Annotated in this window: 14 protein-coding genes; 11 read left to right on the top strand and 3 right to left on the bottom strand. The window is 70.9% G+C overall.

The features are described from left to right. Window positions 1-12 precede the first annotated feature (12 nt). From secD to HHX40_RS10405, 4 genes are all read left to right on the top strand, one after another. A complete protein-coding gene (gene secD, locus HHX40_RS10390; RefSeq protein ID WP_182880335.1) occupies window positions 13-1,707 on the top strand; it encodes a protein translocase subunit SecD in 1,695 nt (564 codons plus the stop codon). Then, a complete protein-coding gene (secF, locus tag HHX40_RS10395; RefSeq protein ID WP_182880336.1) occupies window positions 1,707-2,753 on the top strand; it encodes a protein translocase subunit SecF in 1,047 nt (348 codons plus the stop codon). Before secD ends, secF begins: the two co-directional genes overlap by 1 nt. A 144-nt stretch (window positions 2,754-2,897) precedes the next feature. Further along, the gene (locus tag HHX40_RS10400) at window positions 2,898-3,404 is read left to right on the top strand and encodes an adenine phosphoribosyltransferase (RefSeq protein ID WP_182884707.1); all 507 of its coding nucleotides are present in this window, start codon (window positions 2,898-2,900) and stop codon (window positions 3,402-3,404) included. Between the two features lie 325 nt (window positions 3,405-3,729). After that, the gene (locus HHX40_RS10405) at window positions 3,730-5,910 is read left to right on the top strand and encodes a RelA/SpoT family protein (protein ID WP_182876916.1); all 2,181 of its coding nucleotides are present in this window, start codon (window positions 3,730-3,732) and stop codon (window positions 5,908-5,910) included. A 57-nt stretch (window positions 5,911-5,967) separates the two neighbouring features. Here the strand turns inward: HHX40_RS10405 and HHX40_RS10410 are convergent, their stop codons facing one another. Both HHX40_RS10410 and HHX40_RS10415 read right to left on the bottom strand, forming a co-directional pair. Continuing rightward, window positions 5,968-7,197 (bottom strand): DUF349 domain-containing protein, encoded by a 1,230-nt coding sequence (locus tag HHX40_RS10410; RefSeq protein WP_117408950.1) that lies wholly within the window; start codon window positions 7,195-7,197, stop codon window positions 5,968-5,970. A gap of 59 nt (window positions 7,198-7,256) precedes the next feature. Continuing rightward, window positions 7,257-8,132: a peptidylprolyl isomerase gene (locus HHX40_RS10415; RefSeq protein WP_182876848.1), complete on the bottom strand. Its 876-nt coding sequence runs from the start codon at window positions 8,130-8,132 to the stop codon at window positions 7,257-7,259. Window positions 8,133-8,369: 237 nt separating this feature from the next. On the opposite strand from HHX40_RS10415, the gene HHX40_RS10420 reads away from it, so the two are divergent. Genes HHX40_RS10420 through aspS form a run of 3 tightly spaced genes read left to right on the top strand, consistent with a single transcriptional unit; the run spans window position 8,370 to window position 12,069 of the window. Next, entirely contained in the window at window positions 8,370-9,053 is a 684-nt protein-coding gene (locus HHX40_RS10420; protein WP_182876915.1) for an MBL fold metallo-hydrolase, read from the top strand. After that, the gene (gene hisS, locus HHX40_RS10425) at window positions 9,053-10,309 is read left to right on the top strand and encodes a histidine--tRNA ligase (RefSeq protein WP_182880338.1); all 1,257 of its coding nucleotides are present in this window, start codon (window positions 9,053-9,055) and stop codon (window positions 10,307-10,309) included. The genes HHX40_RS10420 and hisS overlap by 1 nt, the downstream gene beginning before the upstream one ends. After that, window positions 10,306-12,069, top strand: coding sequence for an aspartate--tRNA ligase (gene aspS, locus HHX40_RS10430; RefSeq protein ID WP_182880339.1), 1,764 nt, complete (start codon window positions 10,306-10,308; stop codon window positions 12,067-12,069). The genes hisS and aspS overlap by 4 nt, the downstream gene beginning before the upstream one ends. 91 nt (window positions 12,070-12,160) lie before the next feature. On the opposite strand, the gene HHX40_RS37615 is transcribed toward aspS, so the two are convergent. After that, on the bottom strand, window positions 12,161-13,069 hold the full coding sequence (locus HHX40_RS37615) for a peptidylprolyl isomerase (RefSeq protein WP_310738024.1): 909 nt from the start codon (window positions 13,067-13,069) through the stop codon (window positions 12,161-12,163). A 186-nt stretch (window positions 13,070-13,255) separates the two neighbouring features. On the opposite strand from HHX40_RS37615, the gene HHX40_RS10440 reads away from it, so the two are divergent. The 4 genes from HHX40_RS10440 to HHX40_RS10455 all read left to right on the top strand — a co-directional run bounded on the left by HHX40_RS10440 (window position 13,256) and on the right by HHX40_RS10455 (window position 16,006). Beyond that, window positions 13,256-13,735 carry a hypothetical protein gene (locus HHX40_RS10440; protein ID WP_220498898.1) on the top strand — a complete coding sequence of 160 codons (480 nt, stop codon included), beginning with the start codon at window positions 13,256-13,258 and terminating at the stop codon, window positions 13,733-13,735. 16 nt (window positions 13,736-13,751) lie between these two features. Beyond that, window positions 13,752-15,095: a replication-associated recombination protein A gene (locus HHX40_RS10445; protein ID WP_182880341.1), complete on the top strand. Its 1,344-nt coding sequence runs from the start codon at window positions 13,752-13,754 to the stop codon at window positions 15,093-15,095. Window positions 15,096-15,257: 162 nt separating this feature from the next. Continuing rightward, entirely contained in the window at window positions 15,258-15,740 is a 483-nt protein-coding gene (locus HHX40_RS10450; RefSeq protein WP_182880342.1) for a DUF948 domain-containing protein, read from the top strand. Continuing rightward, window positions 15,737-16,006, top strand: coding sequence for a hypothetical protein (locus HHX40_RS10455; RefSeq protein WP_117408927.1), 270 nt, complete (start codon window positions 15,737-15,739; stop codon window positions 16,004-16,006). Before HHX40_RS10450 ends, HHX40_RS10455 begins: the two co-directional genes overlap by 4 nt.

Below are 16,006 nucleotides of genomic sequence, written 5' to 3' on the forward strand. Positions count from 1 at the left end.
CTCATCCTTGTCATGGGCGCGACGGTCGCCCTCCAGAAGGCGTTCGTCCCCAAGTTCGGCCTCGACCTCGCGGGCGGCACCACCGTGACGCTCTCGCCGGTGACGGCGAACGGGAAGGCTCCCTCCCAGGAAAGCCTCGACCGCGCCGTGACGATCATCCGGCAGCGCGTCAACGGCACCGGCATCTCCGACGCCCAGGTCGCGAAGTCGAACGACAACATCGTGATCCAGATCCCGGGCGCGGGCCGGGACGAGGCGCTCAAGCTGGTGTCCACCACGGCCGAACTGCGCATGCGGCAGGTACTCGCGGTGGCCGCCGCCAAGGCGCCTCCGGTCCAGGTGTCCACCGCCGCGCCGACTCCGGGCGGCTCGGCCGCGGCGACGCCGGCGGCCTCTCCCGGCGTGGCCTCGACGGCCAAGGCCAGCGCGGCCCCGAGCGGGAACGCCACGCCGGCGGGCCGGGCGCTGTCGAAGGCGCTGACCGCGCCGACGCCGGAGCCGAGCACGAGCAAGCGGGCCACGACGTCAGGCGGCCGGGCCGCGAAGGCCTCTCCCTCGGCCTCCGCCGCGCCGTCGTCGAGTGCCGCCCCCGAGGACACGAGCGACCCGCTGGCGGGCCAGGACACGAGCGGCATCGACCAGGGGCTGCTCGCCGAGTTCCGCAAGATCGACTGCAGCGCGAAGGACCGCGGCCAGGGCGCCATCGACGACCCGAACAAGCAGATCGTCGCCTGTAGCGACGACGGCTCGGCCCGCTACATCCTGGACAAGGCCGCCGTTCAGGGCACCGAGATCAGCGGCGCCCAGGCGGGCACCGACCCCACCACCGGTGAGTGGATCGTCCAGGTGAACTTCAAGTCGAAGGGCGCCACGCAGTTCGCCGACATCACCCGGCGCATCACCAGCCTGCCGGCCCCGCGCAACCAACTCGCCAACGTGCTGGACGGCGTCGTCATCGTCGCCCCGACGATCGAGGAGGCCATCCCCGGCGGCAGCGCCCGCATCTCCGGCAGCTTCACCCAGGTGACCGCCACCGACCTGGCCGACCAGCTCAAGTACGGCGCGCTGCCGCTGAAGTTCAAGCAGAGCTCGGTCGTGTCGGTCTCCTCGACCCTCGGCCAGGACCAGCTCCACGGCGGCCTGATCTCCGGCGCCATCGGGCTGATCATCGTCATGCTCTACCTGCTGCTCTACTACCGGGGCCTCGGGCTCATCGGCATGGCCAGCCTGTGCGTGGCGGCGGTCGTCACGTTCCTGACCGTCGACGTCCTGAGCCACAACGCGGGCTTCCGGCTCTCGCTGCCGCACATCATCGGCCTCGTGGTCTCCATCGGCATCACGGCCGACTCGTTCATCGTCTACTTCGAGCGGATCCGCGACGAGATCAAGGAAGGCCGCCGTACGCTGCGCTCGGCGGTGGAGGTGGCCTGGCGGCGTGCCCGGCGCACCATCCTGGTGGCCGACGCCGTCATGTTCATCGCCGCGGTGGTGCTCTACTTCCTCGCGGTGGGCGACGTGGCCGGCTTCGCGTTCGCGATGGGCCTGACGACGCTCATCGACATCGTGGTCGTGTTCCTCTTCACCAAGCCGCTGATGTCCCTCGCGGCGCGGATGCGGTTCTTCGCCAAGGGCCACAAGCTGTCCGGACTCGACGCGGAGCGCATGGGCCGCACCGGCCGCGCCGAGCAGACCCTGCAGGAGGCGTGATGCCGGGAGTGATCAGCCGCCTCTACCGCGGCGACATCGACATCGACTTCGTCGGCAAGCGCAAGACCTGGTACGGCCTTTCGGCACTCCTGCTGGCCCTGTCGATCCTGGGCCTCATCGTCAACCAGGGGCTGAACCTGGGCGTGGAGTTCCGCGGCGGCTCGGTCTTCGACTTCGCCCGCACGCCCGGCTCCAGCATCGAGCAGGTCCGGGAGACGGTCGCGGAGGCCGGGCCCCACCAGGTCATCGTCCAGCAGGCCGGTCCGAACTGGCGGGTCACCACCGAGAGCCTCAAGGCCGAGGAGGTGACCAAGGTCCAGCAGACGGTCTCCCAGAAGTACGGCGTCCCGGAGAACCAGGTCAGCTCGCAGGTAATCGGCGCGACCTGGGGCGGCGAGGTCTCCCAGAAGGCCTGGATCGGCCTCGCGGTCTTCATGATCGCGATCATGCTGTACCTGTCCGTGGCGTTCGAGTGGCGGATGGCCCTGGCGGCGATCGTCGCCCTCGTCCACGACCTCGTCATCACGGCGGGCGTCTACGCCTGGTCGGGCTTCGAGGTCACGCCGGCGACCATGCTCGGCTTCCTCACCATCCTCGGTTACTCGCTGTACGACGCGGTTGTCGTCTTCGACATGATCAAGGAGGTGACGGGCAAGCTCGGCACGAGCGCGAAGATGACCTACACGCAGGCCGCCAACAACGCGCTCAGCCACACGCTGATCCGGTCGCTGAACACCTCGCTGGTCGCGATCCTGCCGGTGGCGGCGATCCTGTTCATCGGCACCACGCTGCTCGGCGCGGGCACGCTGAAGGACCTGTCGCTGGCCCTGTTCGTCGGCATGATCGTCGGCACCTACTCCTCCCTGTGCGTGGCGACGCCGATCCTGGTCACGCTCAAGGAGCGGGAGCCCAAGTGGCAGGCGCTCGCCCGGCGGGTGCACGCCAAGGAGGTCTCCACCGCCAAGGCCACCCGTACGGTCAAGGAGCCGGTCTCGGCGGGCTCGCAGGGCACGACCCCGCCCGACGACAAGCGCAAGAAGCGCTGAGCGCGTCGCGCACACCACGGAGGCGCCCCCGGAACCCGCTCGGGTTCCGGGGGCGCCTTCACGTGCGCCCGGGCCCCTATGCACCACTCTGGACACCGCTCCGCCGGGGCGAATCCTGGCGGTCGCGGCACTAGGGTGAACGTCGTGACTGACTGGACGGCACTCATCAGGGATGTCCCCGACTACCCCAAGCCGGGCATCCTCTTCAAGGACATCACCCCGCTGCTGGCGGACCACGCGGCCTTCACGCAGGTCGTGGACGAACTCGGCGACGGCCTGGCGTTCGACAAGGTGGTCGGCATCGAGGCGCGCGGGTTCATCCTCGCCGCGCCGGTGGCCTACCGCAGCGGCGCGGGATTCGTACCGGTGCGCAAAGAGGGCAAACTGCCTTCAGAGACGTACGAGGAGTCCTATGATCTGGAGTACGGCTCCGCGACGATCGAGGTGCACGCCGACGCCTTCGAGCCCGGCGACCGCGTGCTGATCGTGGACGACGTCCTCGCCACGGGCGGCACCGCCCGGGCTGCCGTGGAGCTGGTCAGGCGGACCGGCGCGCAGGTGGTGGCGGTCTCCTTCCTGATGGAGCTGTCCTTCCTCTCCGGCCGCGACCGGCTGCCCGGGCTGGAGGTGCGCACCCTGCTCACCGTCTGAACGAACCAGACCGAGGGAACAGGGCTGGGCAAACCGGACTGGGTGCACCAGACTGGGCGAATCGGGGGTACGCGGCCGAGAGCGCTGTGGCAGCACGGATACACTGTGGAATCTGGACTCGACGTGAGGAGTCTGTGTGCCCCGTGATGTGGTCGTGCCCGACGACGCGCGGGTCGATCGCGGTGAGACCCCCCGCGACGTCCCCGAGCCCGTCACCGACGTGCCCCCCGAGGAGGCGCGCGACCCCGCGGCGGGCCCTGAGGACAAGCCGGCGTCGCCGGCCACGCGACGTAGGCTCTCCCGTTTCGGGGGGCAGTGGGGTGCTATGAATCCGGTGTTGGAACCGCTCTTCAAGACGGTCCGTGCCACCCATCCCAAGGCCGACCTGCGCCTGATAGAGCGCGCGTACGACGTCGCCGCCTACCACCACCGCGACCAGAAGCGGAAGAGCGGCGATCCGTACATCACGCACCCGCTCGCGGTGGCGACGATCCTCGCGGAGCTGGGCACCGACGACGAGACGCTGTGCGCCGCCCTGCTGCACGACACCGTCGAGGACACCGCCTACAGCCTCGACGAGTTACGAGCCGACTTCGGCGACAACATCGCGCTGCTCGTCGACGGGGTGACCAAGCTCGACAAGGTGAAGTTCGGCGACGCGGCGCAGGCGGAGACCGTGCGCAAGATGGTCGTCGCGATGTCGCGCGACATCCGCGTGCTGGTGATCAAGCTGGCCGACCGGCTGCACAACATGCGGACCATGCGCTACATGCCCGAGCACAAGCGCCAGCAGAAGTCGCGCGAGACGCTGGAGATCTTCGCCCCGCTGGCCCACCGGCTCGGCATGAACACCATCAAGTGGGAGCTGGAGGACCTCGCGTTCGCCATGCTCTACCCCAAGCGGTACGACGAGATCGCCCGGATGGTGTCGGAGCGGGCGCCGCGCCGCGACCTGTACCTGCACGAGGTGATCGAGAAGGTCTCCGCCGACCTGCGCGAGGCGAAGATCAAGGCGACCGTCCGGGGCCGGCCCAAGCACTACTACTCGATCTACCAGAAGATGATCGCCAAGGCCGTGGCCTTCGACGACATCTACGACCTGGTGGGCATCCGCGTGCTGGTCGACACGGTCCGCGACTGCTACGCCGCGCTCGGAACGATCCACGCCCAGTGGAAGCCGGTGCCGGGGCGGTTCAAGGACTACATCGCCATGCCGAAGTTCAACATGTACCAGTCGCTGCACACGACGGTCATGGGACCCGAGGGCAAGGCCATCGAGCTGCAGATCCGCACGCGGGCGATGCACAACCGCGCCGAGTACGGCGTGGCGGCGCACTGGAAGTACAAGGAGGAGATGATCGGGGCGGGCCCCGGGAAGGTGAAGCAGGTCGGCGACATGGCCTGGCTGCGCCAGCTCCTCGACTGGCAGAAGGAGACCTCCGACCCCGGCGAGTTCCTGGAGTCGCTGCGCTTCGACCTGTCGGTCTCGGAGGTCTTCGTCTTCACCCCGCGCGGCCAGGTGATCGCCCTGCCCGAGGGCGCCACCCCGGTCGACTTCGCGTACGCGGTGCACACGGAGGTCGGCCACCGGTGCATCGGCGCGCGGGTGAACGGCCGGCTGGTCCCGCTGGAGTCCCGTCTCGGCAACGGCGACACCGTCGAGATCTTCACCTCGAAGTCGCCGGACGCCGGCCCGTCGCGCGACTGGCTCAAGTTCGTCAAGAGCGGCCGGGCCCGCAACAAGATCCGCCAGTGGTTCACCAAGGAGCGCCGCGAGACCGCCATCGAGGCGGGCAAGGAGGCGATCGGGCGGGCCATGCGCAAGCAGGGCCTGCCGCTGCAGCGGCTGATGTCCGGCGAGGCGCTGCTGGCGCTCGCCCGCGACCTGCGCTACGCCGACGTGTCCGCCCTGTACGCCGCGGTGGGCGAGGGGCACGTCGCCGCCCAGTCGGTCGTGGACAAGCTCGTGCAGGCCCTGGGAGGCGTCGAGGGGGCCGAGGAGGACATCGCCGAGGCCCAGGTCCCGACGCGGCTCAAGGGCAGGCCGAGGGCCGGCTCGAACGCCGGGGTGATGGTGGCGGGCGACCCCGACGTGTGGGTGCGCCTGTCGCGCTGCTGCACCCCGGTGCCGGGGGACGACATCGTCGGGTTCGTCACCCGCGGGCACGGCGTTTCGGTGCACCGGGCGAACTGCCCGAACGTCGAGCAGCTCAGCTCCCACCCCGACCGGCTGGTGGAGGTGGCCTGGTCGCCCGGGGACGACTCGGTCTTCCTCGTCGCGATCCAGGTGGAGGCGCTCGACCGGCCCCGACTGCTGTCGGACGTCACGCGGACCCTGTCGGACCAGCACGTGAACATCCTGTCCGCCTCGGTCGCGACCAGCAGGGACAGGGTCGCCATCAGCAAGTTCACCTTCGAGATGGGCGACCCGAAGCACCTGGGGCACGTGCTCAAGGCGGTGCGGGGCGTCCCCGGCGTCTACGACGTCTACCGCGTGACCAACTGACGCCCGCCGCCGTCCCCGGCGGGCGCCGCGGCCGCGCCGGGGAGGGGAGCGAAAGGGTCAGGAGAACTCGGCGAGGGTGCGCTCGGCCTCCTCCAGCCAGGAGCGGCGGGCGGCCAGGGCCTCCTCCGTCTCCTTGACGTCCTTGTCCCGGCCCGCCGTCTGGGCCTTGGACAGCCGGGTCTCCAGCTGCTCGATGGACCTGCGGAGCTGGTTGACGGTGTCCTGGGCACGCGCCCTGGCCTCGGGGTTCGAGCGCTTCCACTCGTTCTCCTCGGCCCTGCGGACGGCCTCGTCGACCTTGCGCAGCCCGCCCTCCAGGCGGTCGCGCTGGTCGCGCGGCACCGGGCCGGCCGCCTCCCACCGCTCCAGGATGCCCCGCAGCGCCGATCGCGCCGCGCGCGCGTCGCCGACCGGGAGCAGCCGCTCGGCCTCGGTCAGCAGCCCCTCCTTGACCTCGGCGTTGGCGGCGAACGAGGCGTCACGCTCGGCGAACACCGCCGACCGGGCGTGGAAGAACTCGTCCTGGGCGGCCTTGAAGCGCGTCCACAGCTCGTCCTCGGCCTCCCGGGAGGCCCGGCCCGCGGCCTTCCACTGGCGCATCAGCTCCCGGTAGGCCGCCGCGGTGGCGTTCCACTCCGTCGAGCCGGAGAGGGCCTCCGCCTCGTTCACGATGCGCTCCTTGGCGCCCCGCACCGCGTCCCGCTGCTCGTCCAGGGAGGAGAAGTACGCCTTGCGCCGCTTGGCGAAGGCCGTACGGGCCGTGGACAGCCGCTTCCACAGCGTCGCCTCGGTGGCCCGGTCGACCCGCTCGGCCGCCTTCCACTCCTCGACGAGCTGCCGCAGCCGCTCGCCGCCGGACTTCCAGTGGGTCGTCTCGTCGGCGATGCGCTCGGCCTCGGCGACGATGCGCTCCTTGACCTCCCGGGCGTGCACGCGGGCCTGGTCGCGGGCCGCCCGCAACTCCTCGCGCCGCTTGCCGACGAGCTCGCTCAGCGCCCCGAGCCGGTCGTGCAGCGAGCCCAGGTCGCCGACGGCGTGCGCCTCGGCGACCGACTCCCGCAGCTTGGCGATGCTCGCCTCGGCCTGGGCGGGGGCGAGGTCGGTGCCGCGCACCCGCTGCTCCAGCAACTGGACCTGGCCGGCCAGCTCGTCGAACTTGCGGCGGTAATAGGCCAGCGCCTCCTCCGGCTCACCGGCCTGCCAGGACCCGACGGCCCGTTCTCCCTCAGCCGTACGCACGTAGACGGTGCCGTCCTCGTCTACCCGGCCCCACGGGTCGGTGCTCACCGTGTCCTCCCGCACTTGAATCAGCCTCCAGGGCCCGATGTGCCCTTGGTTGTATTACGTCAGCTCTTGCTGGTGATTGTCACGTCTTTGATGACTACGGGCTGCTTCGGGGCTCCGGTGCCATCGCCGGTGGCACCGGCGATCACGCCCTTCTTGGCCACCTTGTCCAGGATTTCGAGTCCTGTGGTCACGGTACCGAAAGGCGTGTAGTCGGGCGACAGCCCGGTGTCCCCGAACACGATGAAGAACTGGCTGCCGTTGGTGTTCGGCCCGCTGTTCGCCATCGCGAGCACGCCGCGCGTGTACTTGGCGCCCGTCAGGTTCTCGTTGGCGAAGCGGTAGCCGGGGCCGCCCTGGCCGTCGGTCGGGTTCTTCCCGTCGGCCTTGGCCAGCGGGTCGCCGCACTGCAGGATCGGGAAGTCCGTGCCCATCCGGTGGCACCTGGTGTCGTCGAAGTAGTCCTTCGACGCCAGGTACTTGAACGAGTTGACCGTGCACGGCGCCTTGGCGCTGTCCAGCGTGGCGACGATGGGACCGAGGTTGGTCCTGATGGTCATCGTCGCCGGGGCCGTGCTCACCTTCTCCGGCGGCACGCCGACGTCCTTGACCTGGCCGCTGCTCTTGTCGGCCACGTACCCGCAGGTGCCGGAGGCCGGATCGTACGGCTTGGGGTCGTTCGCGAGGGCGCTGGCGGTCGGCGCGGCCGAGGCGGCGGGATCGGCTTTGTCGTCACCGCCGAGGAGGGTCGTCGCCGCCACGACGCCGCCGATCACGACCACCACCGCCGTGGTGGTGCCGATGATCGCGTTGCGCCGCGCCTTCTGCTCGCGCTCCACGCGCGCCTGCATCTGCCGCTGGTAGTGCTCCCGGGCCAGCTGCTTCTGCCGGTCCTTGCCGGTGACCACTTCGACCTCCCGACTCGTCGTGTTTCCCATGGTCGTACGCCCGGGCGCGGTCGCGCCCGAACGGCCACCCGCGCCGGAGGGGTCCTCCGGGGCGGTGGCCCGTTCTATAGCATCCGGCTCGACTGCTCCAAGAATGACTATTGAGGTGGGCGAATCGTATCGGCTGACGGGTATCGGTTCGCAGCCTGCCGACCCGCACCGGTACCCTTCGGTTACATTCGCTCGCGCAATCCTTGATTGATCCGTACAGACGCAGAGGCCGCTTCCGTGCTCGTCGCCGGGTTTCCCGCAGGTTCGTTCCAGACCAACTGTTACGTCGTCGCTCCCGCAGCAGGCGCGGAGTGCGTGGTCATCGACCCAGGTCAGGACGCTGTCGGTGACCTCGACGCGCTGCTCGGCGAGCACCGCCTGAAGCCGGTCGCGGTGCTGCTCACCCACGGTCACATCGACCACGTGTGGTCGGTGGCCCCGGTGTGCGGCGCCCGCGACGTGCCCGCGTGGATCCATCCGGAGGACCGCGACCTGCTGTCGGACCCGGCGAAGGGATTTCCGCCGCAGGCCGGTGGGGTGTTCGGCGGTCTGAAACTTTCCGAGCCCGACGACGTGCGCGAGCTGGCCGACGGCGCCGTGCTGAGCCTGGCGGGGCTCGAGTTCACGGTCGAGCACCGGCCCGGCCATACCAGGGGGTCGGTGACGTTCCGGGCGCCCGCCGAGGATATCCAGGTCCTGTTCGCGGGCGACCTGCTCTTCGCCGGCTCCATCGGCCGCACCGACCTGCCCGGCGGCGACCACGCCGCCATACTGCGCAGCCTCGCCAAGACGCTGACGCTGCCGGACGAGACCTTGGTCCTGCCCGGCCACGGACCTCAGACGACAATCGGCCGCGAGCGCGCGACCAACCCCTTCCTCAGGGACGCCGCGCCGCCCGTCGGCCCGACCAGGGGATTGTGATGACGTTTCAGGCGCCGAAGGGCACCTTCGACTGGATGCCCCCGCGCTCGGAGTGGGCGCTCACCGTGCGGGACGCGCTGTCCGCGCCCGCCCGCCGCGCCGGCTACGGCTACATCGAGACGCCTGCCTTCGAGGACACCGCGCTGTTCTCCCGCGGCGTCGGCGAGTCGACCGACATCGTCACGAAGGAGATGTACACGTTCACCAGCCGGGGCGGCCAGTCGCTGACGCTGCGCCCGGAGGGCACGGCGAGCGTGGTGCGGGCCGTGCTCGAACACGGCCTGTACGGCGGCCCGCTGCCGATCAAGCTCTGGTACTCCGGCAGCTACTTCCGCTACGAGCGGGCCCAGGCCGGCCGCTACCGCCACTTCTCCCAGGTGGGGGCCGAGGCACTCGGATCCGAGGACCCGGCGCTCGACGCCGAGCTGATCGTCCTGGCGATGGACGGCTACACCTCCCTCGGCCTGCGCGGGGTCCGGCTGCTGCTCAACTCGCTGGGCTGCCGCGAGTGCCGCCCGGCCTATCGCGCCGCGCTCCAGGACTTCCTGCGCGGGCTCGACCTCGACGAGGCCACCCGCGCGCGGGTGGAGATCAACCCGCTGCGCGTGCTCGACGACAAGCGCCCGGAGGTGCGGGCACAGCTCACGGGCGCGCCGCTGGTCACCGACCACCTGTGCGGGGCCTGCAAGGCCTACCACGAGGAGGTCAGGGGACTGCTGACGGCCGCCGGGGTAGCCTACGAAGACGACCCCCGGCTGGTCCGCGGCCTCGACTACTACACCCGTACGACGTTCGAGTTCCTGCACGACGGGCTGGGCGCGCAGTCGGCGGTCGGCGGGGGAGGGCGCTACGACGGCCTGAGCGAGCAGATCGGCGGCCCCGCCCTGCCCAGCGTCGGCTGGGCCCTCGGGGTGGACCGCACGGTGCTCGCGATGGAGGCGGAGGGGCTGCTGACCGAGCGGCCGCGCGCTCTCGCCGCGTTCGCCGTCCCGCTCGGCGAGGAGGCGAGGCGGCGGATCTTCCCGCTGGTCAGCGAGCTGCGCCGGGCCGGTCTCGCGGTCGACATGGCCTTCGGCGGCCGGGGCGTGAAGGGCGCGATGAAGGCCGCCGACCGCAGCGGCGCGCGCTACGCGCTCATCCTCGGCGACCGGGACATCGAGGCGGGAGCCGTACAGGTGAAGGATTTGGCAACAGGCGACCAGACCGCGGTCCCGCTCGCGGAGGTCGTCGAGTTCTTGAAGGGGAAAGACTCGTGATCCGCACCCACGAGGCAGGCACACTCCGCAAGGGGCAGGCGGGCCAGAAGGTGACGCTGGCCGGATGGGTGGCGCGCCGGCGCGACCACGGCGGCGTGGTCTTCATCGACCTGCGCGACGCCTCCGGCTCCGCCCAGGTGGTCTTCCGCGAGGAGGACCACGCCCACGACCTGCGCGCGGAGTACTGCGTGAGGGTCACGGGGGAGGTCCGCACGCGGCCGGAGGGCAACGAGAACCCCGACCTGCCCACGGGTGAGATCGAGGTCGTCGCCTCCGAGGTGGAGGTGCTGAGCGAGTCCGCGCCGCTGCCGTTCCCGATCGAGGGCGGCTCCGGCGTGTCGGAGGAGGCGCGGCTGAGGTACCGCTACCTCGACATCCGCCGCCAGCAGGTCGCCCACGCGCTGCGCACCCGGTCGCAGGCGACCTACCTCGCCAACGAGGTCATGCGCGAGCACGGGTTCGTCTACGTCGAGACCCCCGCCCTGACCCGCTCCACGCCCGAGGGCGCCCGCGACTTCCTGGTGCCCGTGCGGCTCCAGCCGGGCAGCTGGTACGCCCTGCCGCAGTCGCCGCAGCTGTTCAAGCAGCTCCTCATGGTCTCCGGTCTGGAGCGCTACTACCAGCTCGCCCGGTGCTTCCGGGACGAGGACCTGCGGGCCGACCGGCAGCCGGAGTTCACCCAGATCGACATCGAGATGTCGTTCGTCGACCAGGACGACGTGATCGCCCTGGGCGAGGCCCTGATCGGGCGCATCTGGAAGGAGACGCTCGGCTACGAGCTGCCCGTCCCGCTGCCCCGGATGACGTACGCCGAGGCGATGGCGCGGTACGGCTCGGACAAGCCCGACCTGCGCTTCGGGGTCGAGCTGACCGACCTCACCGGCTACTTCGCGGACACCGCGTTCCGGGTCTTCCAGGCGCCGTACGTGGGAGCCGTCGTGATGCCCGGCGGCGCCTCGCAGACCCGCAGGGAGCTGGACGCCTGGCAGGAGTGGGCCAAGTCGCGCGGGGCGCGCGGCCTGGCGTACGTGCTGGTGCAGGAGGACGGCACCCTCGGCGGCCCGGTGGCGAAGAACCTCTCGGAGACCGAGCTGGCCGGTCTCGCCGAACGGACCGGGGCCCGGCCCGGCGACGCGGTCTTCTTCGCCGCGGGCGCGCCCGCGGCCTCCCGCGACCTGCTCGGCGCGGCCCGCCTGGAGATCGGCCGCCGCTGCGGCCTGATCGACGAGTCGCAGTGGTCGTTCCTGTGGATCGTGGACGCGCCGATGTTCGAGGAGGACGGGGAAGGCGGCTGGACCCCGGTCCACCACCCGTTCACCGCGCCCAGGCCGGAGTGGGCCGACAACTTCCAGGACCACCCCGGGGAGGCGCTCGCCTACGCCTACGACATGGTCTGCAACGGCATGGAGATCGGCGGGGGCTCGATCCGTATCCACCGGGCCGAGATGCAGCAGCGCGTCTTCGACGTGCTCGGCATCTCCAAGGAGGAGGCCGAGAGCAAGTTCGGCTGGCTGCTGGAGGCGTTCAAGTACGGCCCGCCGCCGCACGGCGGCATCGCCTACGGCTGGGACCGGGTCTGCATGCTGCTGGCGGGCGGCGAGTCGATCCGCGACGTGATCGCCTTCCCGAAGACGGCCTCCGGGTACGACCCGCTGACCGGCGCGCCCAGCCCGATCACGGTGGAGCAGCGCAAGGAGGCCGGCGTGGACGCCGCGCCGAAGGGCGACAGGTCCGGCGCCGACGCCGCCCCCCGCGCGTGATCGGGTAGCACCGGAGCCAGGCGGCTCCGCCCCGCCGGGACGAGAACGGCCCGCGATCACGAGATCGCGGGCCGTTTCCGATCAGGACGGATCAGGACACGATGACGTCCTTGATCCGGACCTTGATCTTGGGGGCGTTGGAGCCGCCGTCGTCGCTGGTGATGTCGACGCCGTCCTTGGCCGTGTTGACACCACCCTTGGCGATCTTGTCGACGATCTCCATCCCCTTGCTGACGATGCCGAACGGTGTGTACGACTGGGGCAGCTGCGCGTTCTCGTCGGTGTAGGAGATGACGAACTGGCTGCCGTTGGAGTTCGACGCGTCGCCCGGCTGGGCCATGAAGACGACGCCCCGGCTGTACTGCGGCCCGAGGTTCTCGTCGTTGAACAGGTAGCCCGGCCCGCCGGTGCCGTCCGTCGGGTTCTCGCCGTCCCCCTTGGCCTGCGGGTCCCCGCACTGCAGGAGGCCGAGGCCGTTCGTCTCGACCGTCGTGAGCCGGTGGCAGACCGTGTTGTCGAAGTAGTTCTTCTTCGCCAGGAACGCGAACGAGTTCACCGTGCACGGCGCGTCGCCGGTGGCCAGGTCGATGACGATGTTCCCCAGGTTGGTCCTGACCGTCATCTTGGACGCCTTGATGACCGCCCTGTTCAGCTTCTTGGGCGGGAAGCCCACGAACTTCGCCGGGCTGCCCGTGTCGTCCTTGCGATACTCGCAGCTGACCTTGCGCAAGTCGGTGGGCTTGGCGGACGGCGTCGCCGTGGGCAACTCGGACGGGACCGCGGAGGGGCCCGTCGAAGGGCCCGCCGAGGCGGAGGCCGAGGGGGTCGCCCCGGCCGCATCCTTGGCCGAGCCGTCACTGCAGGCCGCCAGGCCGCCCACGAGCGCGAGAACCCCCAGTCCGGCGCCGAGGGTGCCCCCCAGACGCCGACGGGGGTTGGTGGTGCGCCCGGTCGTGCTCACGCGCGAAGCCGGCTGCTTCTGCCGATCAGTGTCGGTCACCGCTATGCCTTCCATTTCCCCTTTTGTATGACGCTGGGTCACTCTATCCGCGATCCCGTCGGGTTCGTGTAAAACAGGCGTCGCATGGGTATCACCGGTGTTTGCGCTCATCTAGCTCTCAGAACCGCCTGAGAACCTCCTGACGAACCAAACCCGGACCACGCGCCCGGCCCTCTCGTCTCAGGAGTGACGACCACGATGTTCGACCAGATCTTCGGACTTCCCGTCCACGCCCTCGTCGTCCACGCCGCGGTGATCTTCGCGCCGCTGCTCGCGGCGCTGTCGATCGCGTACGCCGTCCTGCCCCGCGTGCGGCATCGGCTCGACTGGGCACTGGTCGCGACGGCTCTGGCGGCGCTCGCCTCCGTGTTCGCGGCCAAGGAGAGCGGGGAGCGGCTGGAGCACCGGATGTTCGGGGGCCGGGTCTCCGAGGCGATCGAGGTCCACTCGGGGTTCGCCGAGACCCTCCTGCCGCTGACCGCGCTGCTGACCGTCGTCTCCCTGGCGCTGGTGTGGCTCACCCGGGGGCGCCGGGCCCCGGTGGGAACGGGCCCCCGGGCGGCCGTCCTGGTCGCGTCGGCCGTCGCCGTGATCCTCGCCGTGGCCGTCGGCTACTACGCCGTACGCACCGGGCACACCGGCGCGACCGCCGTGTGGGGCGCCTGAGGGTAGTGTCGGCGGCGTGGAGAGCCTGTTCGATTCGGCGGCCGAGGAGGCCCACCGCGGCCAGGAGCCGCTCGCCGTGCGGATGCGGCCGCGCTCGCTGGAGGAGGTGATCGGCCAGCGGCACCTGCTCGGTCCCGGCACCCCGCTGCGCCGCCTGGTGGAGAGCGACGCCCCGATGTCGCTCTTCCTGTGGGGGCCGCCCGGCACCGGCAAGACCACGCTGGCCTACGTCGTCGCGGGCGCGACCAAGCGGAGGTTCGTCGAGGTCTCGGCCGTCTCGGCCGGGGTCAAGGACGTGCGCGCCGCCATCGACCAGGCCCGGCGCGACCTCGGCATGACCGGCAGGCAGACCGTGCTGTTCGTGGACGAGGTCCACCGCTTCAACAAGGCGCAGCAGGACGCGCTGCTGCCGGCGGTGGAGAACCGCTGGGTGACGTTCATCGGCGCGACCACCGAGAACCCCTTCTTCTCGGTCATCTCGCCGCTGCTGTCCCGCTCGCTGCTGCTCACCCTCGAACCGCTGACCGACGACGACGTGCGCGCCGTACTGGAGCGCGCGGTGACCGACCCGCGCGGCCTCGCCGGGCGCGCCACCCTGCGGCCCGAGGCCCTCGACCAGCTCGTACGGCTGGCCGGCGGCGACGCGCGGCGCTCGCTGACCTATCTGGAGGCGGCGGCGATGCTGGTCGACGACGCCCCGCCGGGCGCCGGGCCGGACGTCACGCCGGAGGTCACGGTCGAGGTCGTCGAGCGGGCCGTGGACAAGGCCGCCGTGCGCTACGACCGGCAGGGCGACCAGCACTACGACGTGACCAGCGCGTTCATCAAAAGCATGCGCGGCTCGGACGCCGACGCCGCCCTGCACTACCTGGCCCGGATGGTCGAGGCGGGAGAGGACCCGCGCTTCATCGCCCGCCGGATCGTGATCTTCGCGAGCGAGGACGTGGGGATGGCCGACCCGACGTGCCTGCAGGTCGCGGTGGCCGCCGCCCAGGCGGTGGACTTCATCGGCCTGCCCGAGGGCAGGATCAACCTCGCGCAGGCCGTCATCCACTGCGCGCTGGCGCCCAAGTCCAACGCGGTCGTCAAGGCCATCGGCGCCGCCTCCGACGACGTGCGGCGCGGCCTGGTCGGGCGCGTCCCCGGCCACCTGCGCGACGCGCACTACCCCGGCGCGAAGAAGCTCGGCCACGGCAGGGGCTACCAGTACCCCCACGACTTCGAGCACGGCCTCGTCCGCCAGGACTACGCGCCGGAGGAACTGCGCGAGCGCCGCTACTACGAACCGACCTCCCACGGCGCGGAGGCGCGGTTCGCCGAGCGCTGGGCGAAGATCCGGGCCTTCCTGCGCGGCGGCTGAGCGCCCCCGGCACGCCGCCGGCCTGTGCGCCCGTCTTCGGTGCCGTCTTCCGTGCTCTCTTCGATGCGGCTCGGGTGCCGGGTGTGTGCTGCGGAACGGCGGGCAGGGCGTTCGCGATAGGGTCTTGCCATTCCAGCTCCGGTGATCCAGGGAGATCGGCACATGCTTACCGCGGGAGAGCTGGCGGGCCTCGTGGTCGCCATTTTCTGGGCGATCCTGGTCTGCTTCATGGTCGTCGTGCTGGTCAGGCTGGCCAGACTGCTGACCGAGACCCGCAAGTCGGTGGCCGAGCTGAGCGACCGCCTCGGGCCGCTCCTGGACGACATGAGCCAGACCGTCACCGAGGCGAACCGGCGGCTGGTCGCGGCCGAGGCGATCTCGGACAACATGCGGGACGTCAGCGGCAACATGGTCAGGATCACCGGGGTGGCGTCCGCGGTGTTCGCCGGCCCGGTGCTCAAGATCGCCGCCTTCCGCGACGGCTTCCGCCTCGCGCTGGCCCGCCGCGCCGCCCGCAGGGCCCCGGCCCGGAGGGTGGCCCGCGGCGGTCCCCGCACCGGTCCCCACACCAGGGACAGGATCAGGGAGCGGCACACCGCCGAGCGCGTGGCCGAGCCGCGCGCCATCGGAAGGGGGCGCGGATGATCCGCCGTCTCTTCTACATGTCCCTCGGCGCGTATCTCGCGGTCTGGGCCATGCGTAAGCTTCAGTCGTTGCGGCCCGACCACGTGGCCAGGCGCACCGCCGGCCGCGCGGCGGCCCTCGCGGACCAGCTCAGGGACTTCGCCGGCGAGGTGCGTCACCTGTCGGCGAGCAGGGAAACCGAGTTGCGCGCCGGGCTCGGGCTGGACACCGTTGATGACACCACTACCGGCAACAGCAGAATCTACGACGTAAAGGATGGCCGCTGA

The organism is Microbispora sp. H10949, from assembly GCF_014161435.1.
Lineage (GTDB): Bacteria > Actinomycetota > Actinomycetes > Streptosporangiales > Streptosporangiaceae > Microbispora > Microbispora triticiradicis.